The following is a 12,968-nucleotide window of genomic DNA, read 5'->3' as shown; positions in this document are numbered from 1 at the left end:
TCGCGCCCACTTTCCCGATCTTTCTATCCGCCCGCATGCATATCCCCCGCCGTCGCTCCCCCTTGGGCGACGCCGCGCAGGGGGAACTATGAGGAACACCCGCCTTGGCCACCGCTTCCGCCCTCCTGAACGTGATGATCGACGCTGCGCGCAAAGCAGCCCGCGGCCTGGCCCGTGACTTCGGCGAAGTCACCGAGCTGCAGGTGTCCAAGAAGGGTCCCGCCGACTTCGTCACCGTCGCCGACCAGAAGGCCGAGCAGGTGATCTTCGAGATCCTGGAGAAAGCCCGCCCCGGCTACGGCTTCCTGGGCGAGGAGCGCGGCCTGGTCGAGGGCACCGACAAGACCCACACCTGGATCGTCGACCCGCTGGACGGCACCACCAACTTCCTGCACGGCATCCCGCACTTCGCGGTCAACATCGCCCTGCAGCGCGAGGGCGAGGTGGTGGCCGGGGTCACCTACAACCCCATCACCAACGACCTGTTCTGGGTCGAGAAGGGCAAGGGCGCCTATCTGGGCGCCGAGAAGCGCCTGCGCGTCGCCGCCCGCCGTCACCTGGACGAGACCATCCTGGCCACCGGCGTGCCGTTCCTGGGCAAGCCTGGCCACGCCCAGTTCCTCAAGGAGCTGCACCAGGTCAGCCAGAAGGTCGCCGGCGTGCGCCGCTTCGGCGCGGCCGCCCTGGACCTGGCCTGGGTCGCGGCCGGCCGCTTCGACGGCTACTGGGAGCGCAACATCAAGCCGTGGGACGTGGCGGCGGGCGTGCTGATGGTCACCGAGAGCGGCGGCAAGGTCTCGACCATCGAGGAGCATGGCGACCCGCTGGCCGGCGTCTCGATCCTGGCCACCAACCAGGAACTGCACCCGCTGGTGCTGGAGCGGCTGCGGGCGGCGGCGGGGTAAAGCCAGCCCACGGGTCCAAAATGAAAAACGCCCCGGGTGCGAACCCGGGGCGTCTTCGTGTCGGGATGGACCCCCGCCTAGCGGCAGACGGTCCGTTCGTAGACCGAACCGCTCCAGCGGTCGTAGTCGCGGGTGGTCCAGCAGTCGCGGCCGTAGCCGTAACCCCGGCCATAGCCGTAGCCGTACGGGCGTCCGTAGCCGCCGTAGTAGCGCGGCGGGGGCGGCGGGGGGGCGTAGCCGTAGTCGTAGCCGCGGCGATAGTGGTCGTTGTTGTTGCCGGCGATCGCCGCGCCCAGGGCCAGGCCGACGATGCCGCCGGCGATGGCGACGCTGGCGTCGTTGCCGCGATGGTGGTGGCGGCCGCCGTAATAGTAGCCGCCGTGACGATAGCCTTGGGCCGAGGCGGCGGTCGCGCCGGCGACCATGGCCAGGGCCGCGACGCCCGCGGCGATGTGGCCGATCGTGGTCTTCAGATTGCGGGTCATGACGCTGTTCCTTCCTGGAGCAGGCGCTGGCTACGGCCCGTCTCCATCTTGCGGCCAGTGTCGGACCCGGCGGCTGAACGCAGGCTGAACGGGGCTTTCAGCTTCGGCGGCCGGCCCGCCGGGACTCAAATCCTTGAAGCCAGGCCGATTTATTCACCTTTCCGCGCGAGGCTGCGGGCGAGACGGCGCCCAGAACGGGCGACGCCAAGCTTGAAGGCGACCAGGCGATGTCCAGGAACGTGGCTTACGCGGCCGGCGAGGCCTTGCAGATCCTGTCGTTCGAAGTCGGGACCCAGACCTATGGCGTGCCGGTCGGCGCGGTCCGCGAGATCCGCGGCGTCACTCCCGCCACCCCGCTGCCGGACGCCCCGCCCTATGTGCGCGGCGTGATCAACCTGCGCGGCCAGGTGATGCCGGTCATCGACCTTTCCGAACGGCTGGGCAAGGGCGTGGCCGCCGACAGCGCCCGCCAGGTGATCATCGTGGTCGAGCACCATGACGACGTCGCCGGCCTGCTGGTCGACGCGGTCTGCGACAGCTTCATCGTCCCGGCCGAGGCCATCAGCCCGCCCCCGCCGCTCGGCGAGGACGCCGCCTCGCCCCTGGTCGCGGCGGTGATCACCACCGAGGCGGCCATGATCGTGCTGCTGTCGGTGGACGCCATCCTGCCCGAGCGCAAGGTGGCGATCGCGGCATAAGATTTCTCCTCCCCCGTGCAACGGGGGAGGTGGCGGCGAAGCCGACGGAGGGGGCGTCCCCGCCGCCGCGATGCCCCCTCCGTCACGGCGCGTATTCGCGCCGCGCCACCTCCCCCGCTTCGCGGTGGAGGAGAGCCCTCGAACATTTGTTCGAACACCCCTTCCTTCGCCCCCCGCCCGCCCGCTAGGGTCTCTCGAAACGAACCGGGGAGATCGCCGATGAAGGCCGCCGTTCTGCGCGAAGTGGGCCAGCCGCTCCAGATCGAGGAGGTCTCGATCGGCAAGCCGGGCCCGCGCGAGGTGCTGATCCGCACCAAGGCCGCCGGGGTCTGTCATTCGGACCTGCACTTCGTCGAAGGCTCCTATCCCCATCCCCTGCCCGCCGTGCTGGGCCACGAGAGCGCCGGGATCGTCGAGGCGGTCGGGTCGGAAGTCCGCACGGTCAAGGTCGGCGACCACGTGATCACCTGCCTCAGCGCCTATTGCGGCCACTGCGAGGTCTGCCTGACCGGCCATATGAGCCTCTGCATCAGCCCCGAAACCAAGCGCGCCAAGGGCGAGGAACCGCGGCTGTTCCGGGAGGACCTGTCCGGAGCCGGCGACACGAAGATGGCCCAGTTCCTGAACCTGTCGTCGTTCGCCGAGCAGATGTTGGTGCACGAGCACGCCTGCGTGGCCATCCGCCGCGACATGCCGTTCGACCGCGCCGCCCTGATCGGCTGCTCGGTGATGACCGGGGTCGGGGCGGTGATCCACACCTCGGGCGTGCGGCCCGGCGAGACCGTGGCGGTGATCGGCTGCGGCGGCGTGGGCCTGGCCACCATCAACGGCGCGGCCATGGCCGGGGCCGGCCGGATCATCGCCATCGACCGCATCCACAACAAGCTGGAGCTGGCCAGACAGTTCGGGGCCACCGACGTGATCGACGCCGGGGCCGACGACCCGGTCAAGGCCGTGCAGGACCTGACCGGCGGCGGCGTCCACCACAGCTTCGAGGCCATCGGCCTGAAGGTCACCGCCGAGCAGGCGTTCAAGATGCTGCGTCGGGGCGGCACCGCCAACATCATCGGCATGATCCCGGTCGGCACGATGATCGAGCTGCACGGCCCCGACTTCCTGGGCGAAAAGAAGATCCAGGGCAGCTTCATGGGCAGCAACCGCTTCCCGGTCGACATGCCCCGCCTGGTCGACGCCTATATGGGCGGCAAGCTGAAGCTGGACGAGCTGATCTCGCGGCGGATCAAGCTGGAGGACGTCAACTCGGCCTTCGACGAGCTGAAGCGGGGCGAGCTGGCGCGGTCGGTGATCGTGTTCGATTGAGGCGCGCGCAGCGCTCCTGGTCCCCAACGGTTGTCATCCCGGAAAGCGCGCAGCGCTTGTTCGGGACCCAGGGCAGCCGCACCGCATCAGCCCAGTCCCCTGGGTCCCGGACAGCCTCTGCGAGGCTTCCGGGATGACAACGCTTAGGCGCCATGGCATCCGAAACACCCCACGCCTCCACCGAGACTCCCCATGGCCCGCTACGACTTCGCCTCCGATAACGTCGCCGGGGCCATGCCGGAAGTCATCGCCGCGATCGTCGCCGCCAATGACGGCACGGCGTCGGGCTATGGGACCGACCATGTCAGCGCCGCCGCCGCCGACCGCATCCGCGCCCTGCTGGACGCCGACGCCGAGGTGCGGTTCACCGCCTCGGGCACGGCCGCCAACGCCTTCGCCCTGACCTGCCTGGCCCGGCCGCACGAGGCGGTGCTGGCCCACGAGCACGCCCACATCTGCACCGACGAGACCGGCGCGCCGGGCTTCTTCGGCCAGGGCGTGGGGCTGGTCGGCCTGCCCGGCGCCTCGGGCAAGATCGCCCTGCCCGGGCTGGAGCTGGCCCTGAACGAGTCGGACGTCTCCTACCGCCAGCCGGCGGCCGCCCTGTCCCTGACCAACGCCACCGAGTACGGCACGGTCTATTCGGCCGACGACCTGGCCGCCCTGATCGCGCCGGTGAAGGCCAAGGGCTACGGCGTCCACCTGGACGGCGCGCGCCTGGCCAACGCCGTGGCGGCGGGCTTCGACCTCAAGCGCGTGGCGAAGATCGGCGTCGACATCCTGGTGATCGGCGGGACCAAGGCCGGCTCGACCCCGACCGAGGCCGTGGTGGTCCTGGACAAGGCCCTGGCCCGCCGCCTGGACGCCCGCCTCAAGCACGCCGGCCAGCTGGTCTCCAAGGGCCGGTTCCTGTCCGCGCCGTGGCTGGGCCTGCTGGGCGAGGAAGCCGACGGCGGCCCCTGGGCGGCCCGCGCGGCCCACGCCAACGCCATGGCCCGCAAGCTGGCCGCCCTGATGCCCTTCCCCCTGCGCCATCCGGTCGAGGCCAACGGCCTGTTCGTCGACATGGACGACGCGGCCCTGGAGCGCCTGCGCGAGCGAGGCTGGTTCGTCTACCGCTTCCTGGACGGCACGGCCCGCTTCATGTGCTCCTGGGCGACGACGCCGGAGATGGTCGAGGAACTGGGCGAGGCGCTGAAGGCGGTGGCTTGAGGCCGATCGAGAGTCCGACCCGGGGGCCGAAAAACCTCGTCCTTCGACAAGCTCAGGATGAGGTTTTCGACTGCGACGCCCACAAAATGGTCCTCATCCTGAGCTTGTCGAAGGACGAGGGCCACGCACGGCCTGGAAGCTCGATCCGCCCTGCGCCATCCGCACGTTAGAACGCCCTACCGCACCCGCGTGTAGTCCAGCCGCACTGCCTGGGACTCCCGCCCGTCGCGCGTCTCGTAATAGGCGTAGGTGAAGTGGTCGTCGTCCTGGCGCGTCAGCACCTCGCGCAGCGGGATCGACTGGCCCAGATGGTCGAAGTCGGGCGTTTCGCCGACGAAGGTGTAGCGCCCCGCCGCGGCGTCATAGGCGCCCCGGGCGACGATCAGGCCGGTGAAATTGACGTCCATCCAGGTGCTGAAGAAGGTCTTGGCGGCCGTGTCGTAGCCGATATAGCCCAGGCCTTCGAACGGCTTGTCCTGACCGGCGATCCGCAGATCCTGCCGCAGATGGCGGCCGTCCAGCACCATGGCCAGGTCGGCCTCGCCCTGGTCGATCACCGGCGGCTTGTCGGGGCTGGTCCAGTAGCTCTGCTTGACCGTCCAGTGGCCGGCGAACCGAGCCAGGGCCGCATGCTCGGCGCCGAGCGGCGCGGCCTGAGCCCCGGCGCCCGTCGCGATCCCGACCATCACCGCCGCCACGGCCAGCGCCGCCTTGAACCCGATCCTCATGATCCGCGCCTCCGATTGAACACCAAGGCAGAGGTGCGCGGGGACGCCGGCGGCCGCAACTACCTGGCGGGTCAGCGCAGCTCGCCGGCGGCCAGCCGAGCGCAGACCTGGGCGGTGTGGTCGTCGGCCGGGAACGCGCAGTCGATGCGCAGCTCGTCCAGCGTCACGTCGCGCGGGGCGGCGAAGGTGGTGATGGTCTCGAAGAAGCGCAGGGGGCCGGCGCGGCTGTCGAACACCATGGTCAGCACGGGGTCCGGCTCGGCGCCCGGCGCGCGCAGCCGCCAGGCGGCCGGCACGTCGGGATAGCGCAGGATGTCGTCCAGCAGCCGGCGGAGCGCCGGGTCGTGGGGCGAGGCCATCATCTCGTCCTGCAGCTGGCGCACGAACTTGGCCGCCACCTCGGGCCAGTTGGCGATCACCGGACGAAAGTCGTCGGGGTCGAACACCTGGCGCAGCAGGTTGGTGTGCGGGCTGGACCGCCCCTCCATCAGGAAGGCGTTGACCCGCATGGCCGCGTCGTTGGCGGCCAGCACCTCGAAGCGGCGGCTGATCACGAAGGCGGGATAGGGCTCCTGGTGGCGCAGGATCAGGTCGATCGCCTGGCCCAGCGACCCCATCGAAGGGCTGGCCAGGGCCCGCTCGCCATATTGCGGGGCGTAGCCGGCGGCCAGCAGCAGGGCGTTGTGCTCGCGCAGCGGCAGGTCCAGGGCGTCGGCCAGGCGCGCGATCACCTCGCGGCTGGGCTGGGTGCGGCCGATCTCGATGAAGCCGAGGTGGCGGGCCGAGACGCCGGACTCGTGGGCCAGGTCCAACTGGCTCATCCGCCGCGACGCGCGCTGCTCGCGCAGCAGCACGCCGATGGCCGGGCGCCCGTCCGGATGACGTTTCGGTGCGGGCGCGGCGGTCATGGCGATGTCCTCAGGCGTCGGGACCCAGATCTGGGACCGGCTCGGAAGCTTGTCCAGTCTCGGCCGGCCGCCGCCCGCCGTCGCGCACGATCTTCTCCTCGGCCGTGCGCACCATGCGGCGCTGGTCGTGGAAGCTCGCCAGCTGGGCGCAGGCGGTGAAGAAGCCGCCGGGCCGGCGGGTGTCGATGCCCTCGGCCAGGGTCAGCAGATGGACGCCGGCCGCCTCCAGCCGCGCCAGGGCCTCCAGCAGGTCGACCAGGTGGGCGGCGAAGGCGTGCAGGTTGATCACCGCCAGCACGTCGCCGGGCTTCATCGCCGCCAGGGCCTGGTCCAGCCCCGGCTTGTGCACCGCCAGGCCGTAGCAGCGGTCGTGGAACAGCTGGTCGCAGCCGGCCTCGAACAGCCGCTGCGACTGCGGCCCGTCGATCACCACGCCCCTGACGGGCGGAACCCTGAGATAGCCGACCATGCGCATGGGCCGCTGTGTGGCGAAGATCGCGGCGCGAGGCTAGACCCTAAGCGCATGAACGCCGGGGATAACCCCGCCTCTCTTCACCCTCTCCCAGACGGAGAGGGAGGGGCCCGCCGCGCAGCAGTGTGAGGGAGGGGGTTACGCCGTCGCCGATTTCACTCCGCGCCCTGCCGGCGCGCCGGCCGACTCAGAACCCCCTCATCCTCCCACGACTTCGTCGCGGGCCCCTCCTTCTCCCCATGGGAGAAGGTGATCACCGGCGCCTTGTCGCCGCTCCTGACGACGACGCCCAGCATCGCCGCGATCTCGGCCGCGGGCTTGGGGCGGCTGATGAAGTAGCCCTGGATCTCGCCGCAGCCCTGGCGGCGCAGCTCGTCCAGCTGCTCCACGGTCTCCACGCCCTCGGCCGTGGTGGTGATGCCCAGGCTGGCGCCCAGGTCGAGCACGGCCTTGATGATCGCCAGGGCGTCGGCGTCGTCGAGGATGTCGCGCACGAAGGTCTGGTCGATCTTGATCTTGTCGAACGGGAAGCTGCGCAGATAGCTGAGGCTGGAATAACCCGTGCCGAAGTCGTCCATCGAGATCCGCACGCCCAGGGCCTTCAGGTCGTGCAGGATCGACATGTTGCCGGCCGTGTCCTGCAGCAGCACCGACTCGGTGATCTCCAGCTCCAGCCGCTGGGCGGCCAGGCCCGAAGCCGCCAGGGCCGAGACCACGGTGGACACCAGATGCCGGTCGCGGAACTGGGCCGGCGACAGGTTGACCGCCAGGCGCACGTGGTCGGGCCAGCCGGCGGCCTCGCGGCAGGCCTCGCGCAGCACCCACTCGCCCAGCGGGTTGATCAGGCCGATCTCCTCGGCCAGCGGGATGAAGTCGGCCGGCGAGACCATGCCGCGCGCCGGATGGCGCCAGCGTAGCAGGGCCTCGCAGCCCATCACCCTGTCGACGCCCAGGCTGTACAGCGGCTGGTAGTAAAGTTCGAACTGGCCCTCGGCCAAGGCCAGGCGCAGGTCCAGCTCCAGGGCCCGGCGGGCCTGCAGCTGCTCGTCCATGGCCCGCTCGAAGAAGTGGAAGGCCCCGCGCCCGTCGGCCTTGGCGCGGTAGAGGGCCATGTCGGCCTTCTTCAGCAGCTCGTCGCTGTCGGCGCCGTCGTTGGGCGACACGGCCACCCCGACGCTGCCGCCGATCATCACCTGGTGGCCCTGCAGCGCGAAGGTCTCGGCCAGGGCCTCGACGATGCGGCCGGCCAGGCGCGTGGCGCCGGAAAGGTCGGTCAGGCCGCACTGCACCACCGCGAACTCGTCGCCGCCCAGCCGGGCGACGGTGTCGCCGTCGCGCACGCAGGCCCGCAGCCGCTCGGCGGCGGTCTTCAGCAGGGCGTCGCCGATCGGATGGCCCAGGGTGTCGTTGACGGTCTTGAAGCGGTCCAGGTCGATGCAATGCACCGCCACCAGGTCCTCGCGCCGGGCCGCGCGGCCCAGCGCCGCGGCCAGGTCCTTCTGGAACAGCAGGCGGTTGGGAAGATCCGTCAGCGGATCATAGTGGGCCAGGCGGGCGATCTGGGCCTCGGCCCGCTTGCGCTCGGCGATGTCCTCGGAGACGCCCAGCAGGTATTCGGCCGTTCCGTCGGGGCCGGGAATGGCGATCTTCTTGGTGCGCAGCAGGGCGACCGAGCCGTCCTTGCGCGGCACGTGGTCCTCCTCGATCACCCGCACCTCGCCCGACGAGATCACCTCGGCGTCGCGCTCCCTGTATATGGCGGCTTGCTCTGCAGGATAGAAGTCGGCGTCGGTGCGGCCGATCATGTCGGCGCGGGCATGGCCCAGGATCTTCTCGCCGGCCCGGTTCAGCAGCACATAGGCGTGGTCGTCGGCCCGCTTGACGAACACCATCGACGGGATGGCCTCGACCACCGCGGTCATGAAGGTATGGGCCTGGTCGGCGCTGGCCTTGGCGGCGGCCAGGTCGGCGACGCCCCGGCGGTTGGTCTCGTTGGCCGCCTGCAGCAGGCCCAGCACCGTGCCGACCCCGAGATAGCGGCCGCCGTCGGTGACGATGAAGCCGCGCAGCAGGTCGCTGGCGCGGTAGGACAGGCTGTCGCTGGTGAAGGCCGCCAGCTCGACCTCGGCCTCGACCACCAGCGGGTCGCGGTCCATCAGCACCGAGATCGGCCGCAAGGCGTAGAGGGCCCGGCCGTATTCGGCGGCCATGCGCAGGAAGAAGGCGTTGCGCTCGACCAGGCCGATGGGGCGGTCGTCCGCGTCCAGCACCGGCACGATCAGGGTGTCGGGCTCCTCGCGGAACCGCTCGTACAGCGTCTTGCCCAGGGTGTCGGCGCGGGCCGGAACCAGGGAAGAAACGGTGTCTCGCAAGGTGAACATGGGTACGCCTCCACTCGCGGCTGGAGGGACCATTTCTGACCTAACGACTGGCTAATCCGCGGTCGCAAGCGTGGCTATTTCACGAAAACTTCGCGGCGGCGTCACAGTGTTTGCAGGGGTGTTTACCGTGTCTTGGGGCGGGCAAGCGAAGACGACGCGTGAAGACCCTCCCCCTATGGGGGAGGCGGTCCGAAGGACCGGTGGGGGGAGTCTTGGGCTCGTTCGATCCGGGTACGGTCAATGGCCGATCACTCCCCCCACCGTCGCCTTTGGCGACGCCTCCCCCACAGGGGGAGGATCTCTTCGGACTTTCCTAGTGCACCGACACGCCCAGGCGGTTCCACAGGTTGATCATCGCGATCACCGTGGTCAGGGCGCTGGCCTCGACGTCGGTGAAGTGCTCGCGCAACGCGGCGCGCAGGGGGCCGAGGTCGGTGTGGGTCGGCAACTGGGTCAGGGCCTCGGTCCAGGCCAGGGCGGCCTTCTCCTTGGCGGTGAAGTCCGACACGTGGCTCCAGACCGTCAGGCGGTCCAGCCGCTCGTTGGTCTCGCCGTCGTCGCGGGCCTCCTTGGAGTGCATCTTCACGCAGAAGGCGCACTGGTTCAGCTGCGAGGCGCGCAGCTTGACCAGGTGCGTCAGATGCTTGTCGATCCCCGCGCCCACCGCCGCGGTCTCGGCGGCGATGAAGGCCTGGTAGACGGCCGGCACATTGATGTCGTGGCGGAAGGGGGCGGTTTCGGCGCTCATGGTCTTGTCCTCGATCTGGGCCCGGTGTTCGGGCTTTCGGGAACAAGACGAGACGACCTGGACCGTTGTGACATGGCCGCGAATTTTTTCGCTAGACGCCGGCCAGGTCGGTACGCGCGAAGTCGTCGCCGACATAGAGCAGCGGGCAATCTCGATCCCGCGCCGTCACGTACGAAAAGCAATCGCCCCAGTTCAGACCCGCGGGATGCCGTCCCTTGCCCCACCGGGCGTAGGCTTCGGCGACGCGACGGGCGAACGCTTCGGACACCGGCACGATTTGCGGCCCCAAACCGTCGAGCAAGATCGACATCTCGTCGGAGACGCCGCGGCGGCCTGCTACGACAAGAGCCTCCGACAAGGTGACGGCCGAGATCACGAGGTCTGGCTCGCTCCGGAGGACGGCTTCGCACCGGTCCGCCGGCGGCTCGTCCAGGGCGATCGCCATCAGGGCCGAGGTATCGACCGCGATCATTCCGGCAGGCCGTCGTCGCCGTACAGGAAATCCTGGCTGCGCGCGGCTGACGGTCCCGGGGTCGCCTTGGCCCGGCCGGCCTTGCGGACGCGTTCTATGAGTTCGCGACGCGAGGCGACATCGCCGCGTTGGCGGACGGGCGCCAGGCGCACCGCGGGGTGGCCGTGCCGGGTCAACACGACCTCCTCACCGGCCTCGGCGCGACGCACCAGATCGGTCAACTGGGCCTTGGCGTCGGTGACGGAGATTTCCACTACGGCACGTTCCGGACCATTGGATGGACCATAAGATGGTCCTGCAGCCGATGGCCGTCAATCTTCGCCGGATGGAAGGCCTATTGCAGGCCTTCGCGGCCGATGGCGTAGAACCGCGCGGCGCGCTGCTTCTTCAGCTCGGCCGGCGACAGCTTCATTAGGGCCTTCAGCTCGTCCTCGACCGCGTCGCCGACGGCCTCGATGGCGGCGGCCGGGTCGGAATGGGCCCCGCCGGCCGGCTCCTCGACGATGCGGTCGACGATCTTCAGCTGGATCAGGTCCTGGGCGGTGATCTTCATGTTGGCGGCCGCGTCCTTGGCCCGGGCGCCGTCGCGCCACAGGATCGAGGCCGCGCCCTCCGGCGAGATCACCGAATAGATCGAGTGCTCGAGGATCAGCACCTTGTTGGCCCCGGCCAGGGCGATGGCCCCGCCGCTGCCGCCCTCGCCGACGATGGTGGCGACCATCGGCGTGCCCAGCACCAGGCCGCGCTCGGTCGAGCGGGCGATGGCCTCGGCCTGGCCGCGCTCCTCGGCCCCCAGGCCCGGATAGGCGCCGGCGGTGTCGACGAAGGTGATGACCGGCAGGTTGAAGCGCTCGGCCATGTCCATCAGCCGCACGGCCTTGCGATAGCCCTCGGGGCGGGCCATGCCGAAATTGTGCTTCAGGCGGGTGGTGGTGTCGTGACCCTTCTCGTGGCCCATGACCACCACGGGCACGCCGCGGAACCGGCCCAGGCCGCCGACGATCGCCTGGTCGTCGGCGAACTTGCGGTCGCCGCGCAGCTCGACGAACTCGTCGATCAGGCCGGCGATGTAGTCCTTCAGGTGGGGCCGCTCGGGGTGGCGGGCGACCATGGTCTTCTGCCAGGCGTCCAGGCCCGCATAGGCTTCCTTGCGCAGCTGTTGCGCTCTGTCGCGAAGCGCCTGGATCTCGCTTTCGAACGCGCCGGGGCCCGCCGTCTCGGAAAGCCGCGACAGCTCTTCGATCTTGCTTTCCAGATCGGCGATGGGTCGCTCGAAGTCGAGATAGTGCGCGGCCATGGGTCTCTTAACGTCGCCGTTGCGGAAAGGTGGCGAACCTAGAGCGCGATAACGCAAAACGAAACCGCTTTTGGCGCTTCGGCCTCGAAATCGGCCCAGAAGCGTCCCACGCGCGGGCCGGTCCTGCGACTCGTCGTCGCAGCGACACCTTGGCCGTGTGGGAACCCCTTTTGCGTCCCAGGGATTCGTCCCCAGGAGAGTCTCGTCTGAAAACCGATGGTTACTGGTTAATCGCGGGGTTCTCGCCTATATCCTCCTGGTCGGCTTAGAACCAAAGCCGGCGCCCGCGGCCCCGCCCATCGAATATGGACCCGGTCCCGCCTGATGCGAACGGACGTTCCCATGCAGGTGTTCACCTTCTTCTGTGTCGAGCCGGATGGCTCGGTGCCGCGCTTCGACGTCACCCCCTGCCCCGACGACCAGGCCGCGCGCCGTCGCGCCGAAGAGCTGGTCGGCGTCCATCGCGGTTGCGACACCGTCGAGGTGTGGCGCGGGGCCACGCGCCTATTCGAGGTGACCTCGGCCCAGCGGGCGGCGGCCTAGGTTTTCATCGCCACAATTGTCATCCCGGACGAGCGCGCAGCGTGAAGATCCGGGACCGACGCGTGAACGCCGCGCTTCCGGCGGTCCCGGATCGGCGGCCCTTCGGGCCTTGTCCGGGATGACAGGCGGATGAGTGATAAATCCGTGCAAGGCGGCTCCGCTTCACGGTAGCAAGTGGGAAACCATCGGAGTCCGCCCATGATCGTCGCCCTCGCCCGCCCCTCCGCCATCGCCGACGACAGCGGCCACGGCGGGGTGCAGATCCTGGTCACCGCCGGCCCCAGCCGTTTCGCGGCCGACCTGGGCCCCGTGGACGGCGGACTGGACATCGGTCCCAATCCCCACGACCTGGTCGCCGCCGGCCTGGCGGCCTGCACCACCCAGACCCTGCGGCTCTACGCCCGGCGCAAGGCCTGGGCGCTGGGCGCGGTGCGCGTGGAGGTGACCTGGCGTCGCGACCCGTCCTCGCAGCCGGCCGACCTGTTCGAGCGGACGATCACCCTCTCCGGCGACCTGGACGACGCCCAGCGCGCCCGGTTGATGGAGATCGCCGAGGCCTGTCCCGTGCACAAGATGCTGGTGGCGGGGTCGCGGGTGGTGACGTCGGTGGCGGCGTAACCCAGCCCCTCCCCCTGTGGGGGAGGCGATCGCGAAGCGATCGGTGGGGGAGTTTTCGGATCGTCGATCCTGCCTATGTCCGACGCCCGATCACTCCCCCCTCCGTCGGCTGCGCCGACACCTCCCCCACAGGGCAGGGCTATCGCATATGAGCAAAGAGCTCGAAGAAGAAGGCTTGCCG

15 protein-coding genes are annotated in these 12,968 nt (G+C 69.8%); 6 read left to right on the top strand and 9 right to left on the bottom strand.

The annotated features are described in order from the left end of the window. Positions 1 to 104 precede the first annotated feature (104 nt). Positions 105 to 905 carry an inositol monophosphatase family protein gene (locus tag J2X41_RS24370; protein WP_310087037.1) on the top strand — a complete coding sequence of 267 codons (801 nt, stop codon included), beginning with the start codon at positions 105 to 107 and terminating at the stop codon, positions 903 to 905. Positions 906 to 982: 77 nt separating this feature from the next. Here the strand turns inward: J2X41_RS24370 and J2X41_RS24365 are convergent, their stop codons facing one another. Next, positions 983 to 1,390: a hypothetical protein gene (locus tag J2X41_RS24365; RefSeq protein ID WP_310087035.1), complete on the bottom strand. Its 408-nt coding sequence runs from the start codon at positions 1,388 to 1,390 to the stop codon at positions 983 to 985. Between the two features lie 227 nt (positions 1,391 to 1,617). On the opposite strand from J2X41_RS24365, the gene J2X41_RS24360 reads away from it, so the two are divergent. The 3 genes from J2X41_RS24360 (at position 1,618) to J2X41_RS24350 (ending at position 4,620) form a co-directional block, all read left to right on the top strand. Then, on the top strand, positions 1,618 to 2,088 hold the full coding sequence (locus J2X41_RS24360; protein WP_310087033.1) for a chemotaxis protein CheW: 471 nt from the start codon (positions 1,618 to 1,620) through the stop codon (positions 2,086 to 2,088). Between the two features lie 219 nt (positions 2,089 to 2,307). Then, the gene (locus J2X41_RS24355) at positions 2,308 to 3,408 is read left to right on the top strand and encodes a Zn-dependent alcohol dehydrogenase (RefSeq protein WP_310087031.1); all 1,101 of its coding nucleotides are present in this window, start codon (positions 2,308 to 2,310) and stop codon (positions 3,406 to 3,408) included. 192 nt (positions 3,409 to 3,600) lie between these two features. Next, positions 3,601 to 4,620: a beta-eliminating lyase-related protein gene (locus J2X41_RS24350; protein ID WP_310087029.1), complete on the top strand. Its 1,020-nt coding sequence runs from the start codon at positions 3,601 to 3,603 to the stop codon at positions 4,618 to 4,620. Positions 4,621 to 4,796: 176 nt separating this feature from the next. Here the strand turns inward: J2X41_RS24350 and J2X41_RS24345 are convergent, their stop codons facing one another. The 8 genes from J2X41_RS24345 to J2X41_RS24310 form a co-directional block, all read right to left on the bottom strand. Beyond that, the gene (locus tag J2X41_RS24345; protein WP_310087027.1) at positions 4,797 to 5,348 is read right to left on the bottom strand and encodes a DUF1579 family protein; all 552 of its coding nucleotides are present in this window, start codon (positions 5,346 to 5,348) and stop codon (positions 4,797 to 4,799) included. A 71-nt stretch (positions 5,349 to 5,419) separates the two neighbouring features. Next, positions 5,420 to 6,256: a helix-turn-helix domain-containing protein gene (locus tag J2X41_RS24340; RefSeq protein ID WP_310087025.1), complete on the bottom strand. Its 837-nt coding sequence runs from the start codon at positions 6,254 to 6,256 to the stop codon at positions 5,420 to 5,422. Positions 6,257 to 6,266: 10 nt separating this feature from the next. Continuing rightward, positions 6,267 to 6,725, bottom strand: coding sequence for a recombinase family protein (locus J2X41_RS24335; protein WP_310087023.1), 459 nt, complete (start codon positions 6,723 to 6,725; stop codon positions 6,267 to 6,269). Positions 6,726 to 6,883: 158 nt separating this feature from the next. Continuing rightward, positions 6,884 to 9,109, bottom strand: a complete 2,226-nt coding sequence (locus J2X41_RS24330; RefSeq protein WP_310087021.1) for an EAL domain-containing protein — start codon at positions 9,107 to 9,109, stop codon at positions 6,884 to 6,886. A 313-nt stretch (positions 9,110 to 9,422) separates the two neighbouring features. Continuing rightward, on the bottom strand, positions 9,423 to 9,857 hold the full coding sequence (locus J2X41_RS24325; RefSeq protein WP_310087019.1) for a carboxymuconolactone decarboxylase family protein: 435 nt from the start codon (positions 9,855 to 9,857) through the stop codon (positions 9,423 to 9,425). Positions 9,858 to 9,948: 91 nt separating this feature from the next. Then, entirely contained in the window at positions 9,949 to 10,329 is a 381-nt protein-coding gene (locus J2X41_RS24320) for a type II toxin-antitoxin system VapC family toxin (protein WP_310087017.1), read from the bottom strand. After that, a complete protein-coding gene (locus tag J2X41_RS24315; protein ID WP_310087015.1) occupies positions 10,326 to 10,583 on the bottom strand; it encodes a type II toxin-antitoxin system prevent-host-death family antitoxin in 258 nt (85 codons plus the stop codon). The genes J2X41_RS24320 and J2X41_RS24315 overlap by 4 nt, the downstream gene beginning before the upstream one ends. 80 nt (positions 10,584 to 10,663) lie before the next feature. Continuing rightward, a complete protein-coding gene (locus J2X41_RS24310) occupies positions 10,664 to 11,626 on the bottom strand; it encodes an acetyl-CoA carboxylase carboxyltransferase subunit alpha (protein WP_310087013.1) in 963 nt (320 codons plus the stop codon). Positions 11,627 to 11,968: 342 nt separating this feature from the next. Here J2X41_RS24310 and J2X41_RS24305 point away from each other — a divergent pair, with 342 nt between their 5' ends. After that, positions 11,969 to 12,169: a hypothetical protein gene (locus J2X41_RS24305; protein WP_310087011.1), complete on the top strand. Its 201-nt coding sequence runs from the start codon at positions 11,969 to 11,971 to the stop codon at positions 12,167 to 12,169. A gap of 198 nt (positions 12,170 to 12,367) precedes the next feature. Beyond that, positions 12,368 to 12,787 carry an OsmC family protein gene (locus J2X41_RS24300; RefSeq protein ID WP_310087009.1) on the top strand — a complete coding sequence of 140 codons (420 nt, stop codon included), beginning with the start codon at positions 12,368 to 12,370 and terminating at the stop codon, positions 12,785 to 12,787. Positions 12,788 to 12,968 lie beyond the last annotated feature (181 nt).

This window comes from Caulobacter sp. BE254 (assembly GCF_031457295.1).
Lineage (GTDB): Bacteria > Pseudomonadota > Alphaproteobacteria > Caulobacterales > Caulobacteraceae > Caulobacter.
This window is presented reverse-complemented; position numbering and strand designations above follow the sequence as displayed.

Coding starts and splice junctions, on each gene's coding strand:
- J2X41_RS24305 (WP_310087011.1), top strand. CDS start 11,969: ATGCAGGTGTTCACCTTCTTCTGTGTCGAGCCGGATGGCTCGGTGCCG.
- J2X41_RS24350 (WP_310087029.1), top strand. CDS start 3,601: ATGGCCCGCTACGACTTCGCCTCCGATAACGTCGCCGGGGCCATGCCG.
- J2X41_RS24300 (WP_310087009.1), top strand. CDS start 12,368: ATGATCGTCGCCCTCGCCCGCCCCTCCGCCATCGCCGACGACAGCGGC.
- J2X41_RS24310 (WP_310087013.1), bottom strand. CDS start 11,626: ATGGCCGCGCACTATCTCGACTTCGAGCGACCCATCGCCGATCTGGAA.
- J2X41_RS24340 (WP_310087025.1), bottom strand. CDS start 6,256: ATGACCGCCGCGCCCGCACCGAAACGTCATCCGGACGGGCGCCCGGCC.
- J2X41_RS24325 (WP_310087019.1), bottom strand. CDS start 9,857: ATGAGCGCCGAAACCGCCCCCTTCCGCCACGACATCAATGTGCCGGCC.
- J2X41_RS24355 (WP_310087031.1), top strand. CDS start 2,308: ATGAAGGCCGCCGTTCTGCGCGAAGTGGGCCAGCCGCTCCAGATCGAG.
- J2X41_RS24360 (WP_310087033.1), top strand. CDS start 1,618: ATGTCCAGGAACGTGGCTTACGCGGCCGGCGAGGCCTTGCAGATCCTG.
- J2X41_RS24345 (WP_310087027.1), bottom strand. CDS start 5,348: ATGAGGATCGGGTTCAAGGCGGCGCTGGCCGTGGCGGCGGTGATGGTC.
- J2X41_RS24320 (WP_310087017.1), bottom strand. CDS start 10,329: ATGATCGCGGTCGATACCTCGGCCCTGATGGCGATCGCCCTGGACGAG.
- J2X41_RS24365 (WP_310087035.1), bottom strand. CDS start 1,390: ATGACCCGCAATCTGAAGACCACGATCGGCCACATCGCCGCGGGCGTC.
- J2X41_RS24335 (WP_310087023.1), bottom strand. CDS start 6,725: ATGGTCGGCTATCTCAGGGTTCCGCCCGTCAGGGGCGTGGTGATCGAC.
- J2X41_RS24330 (WP_310087021.1), bottom strand. CDS start 9,109: ATGTTCACCTTGCGAGACACCGTTTCTTCCCTGGTTCCGGCCCGCGCC.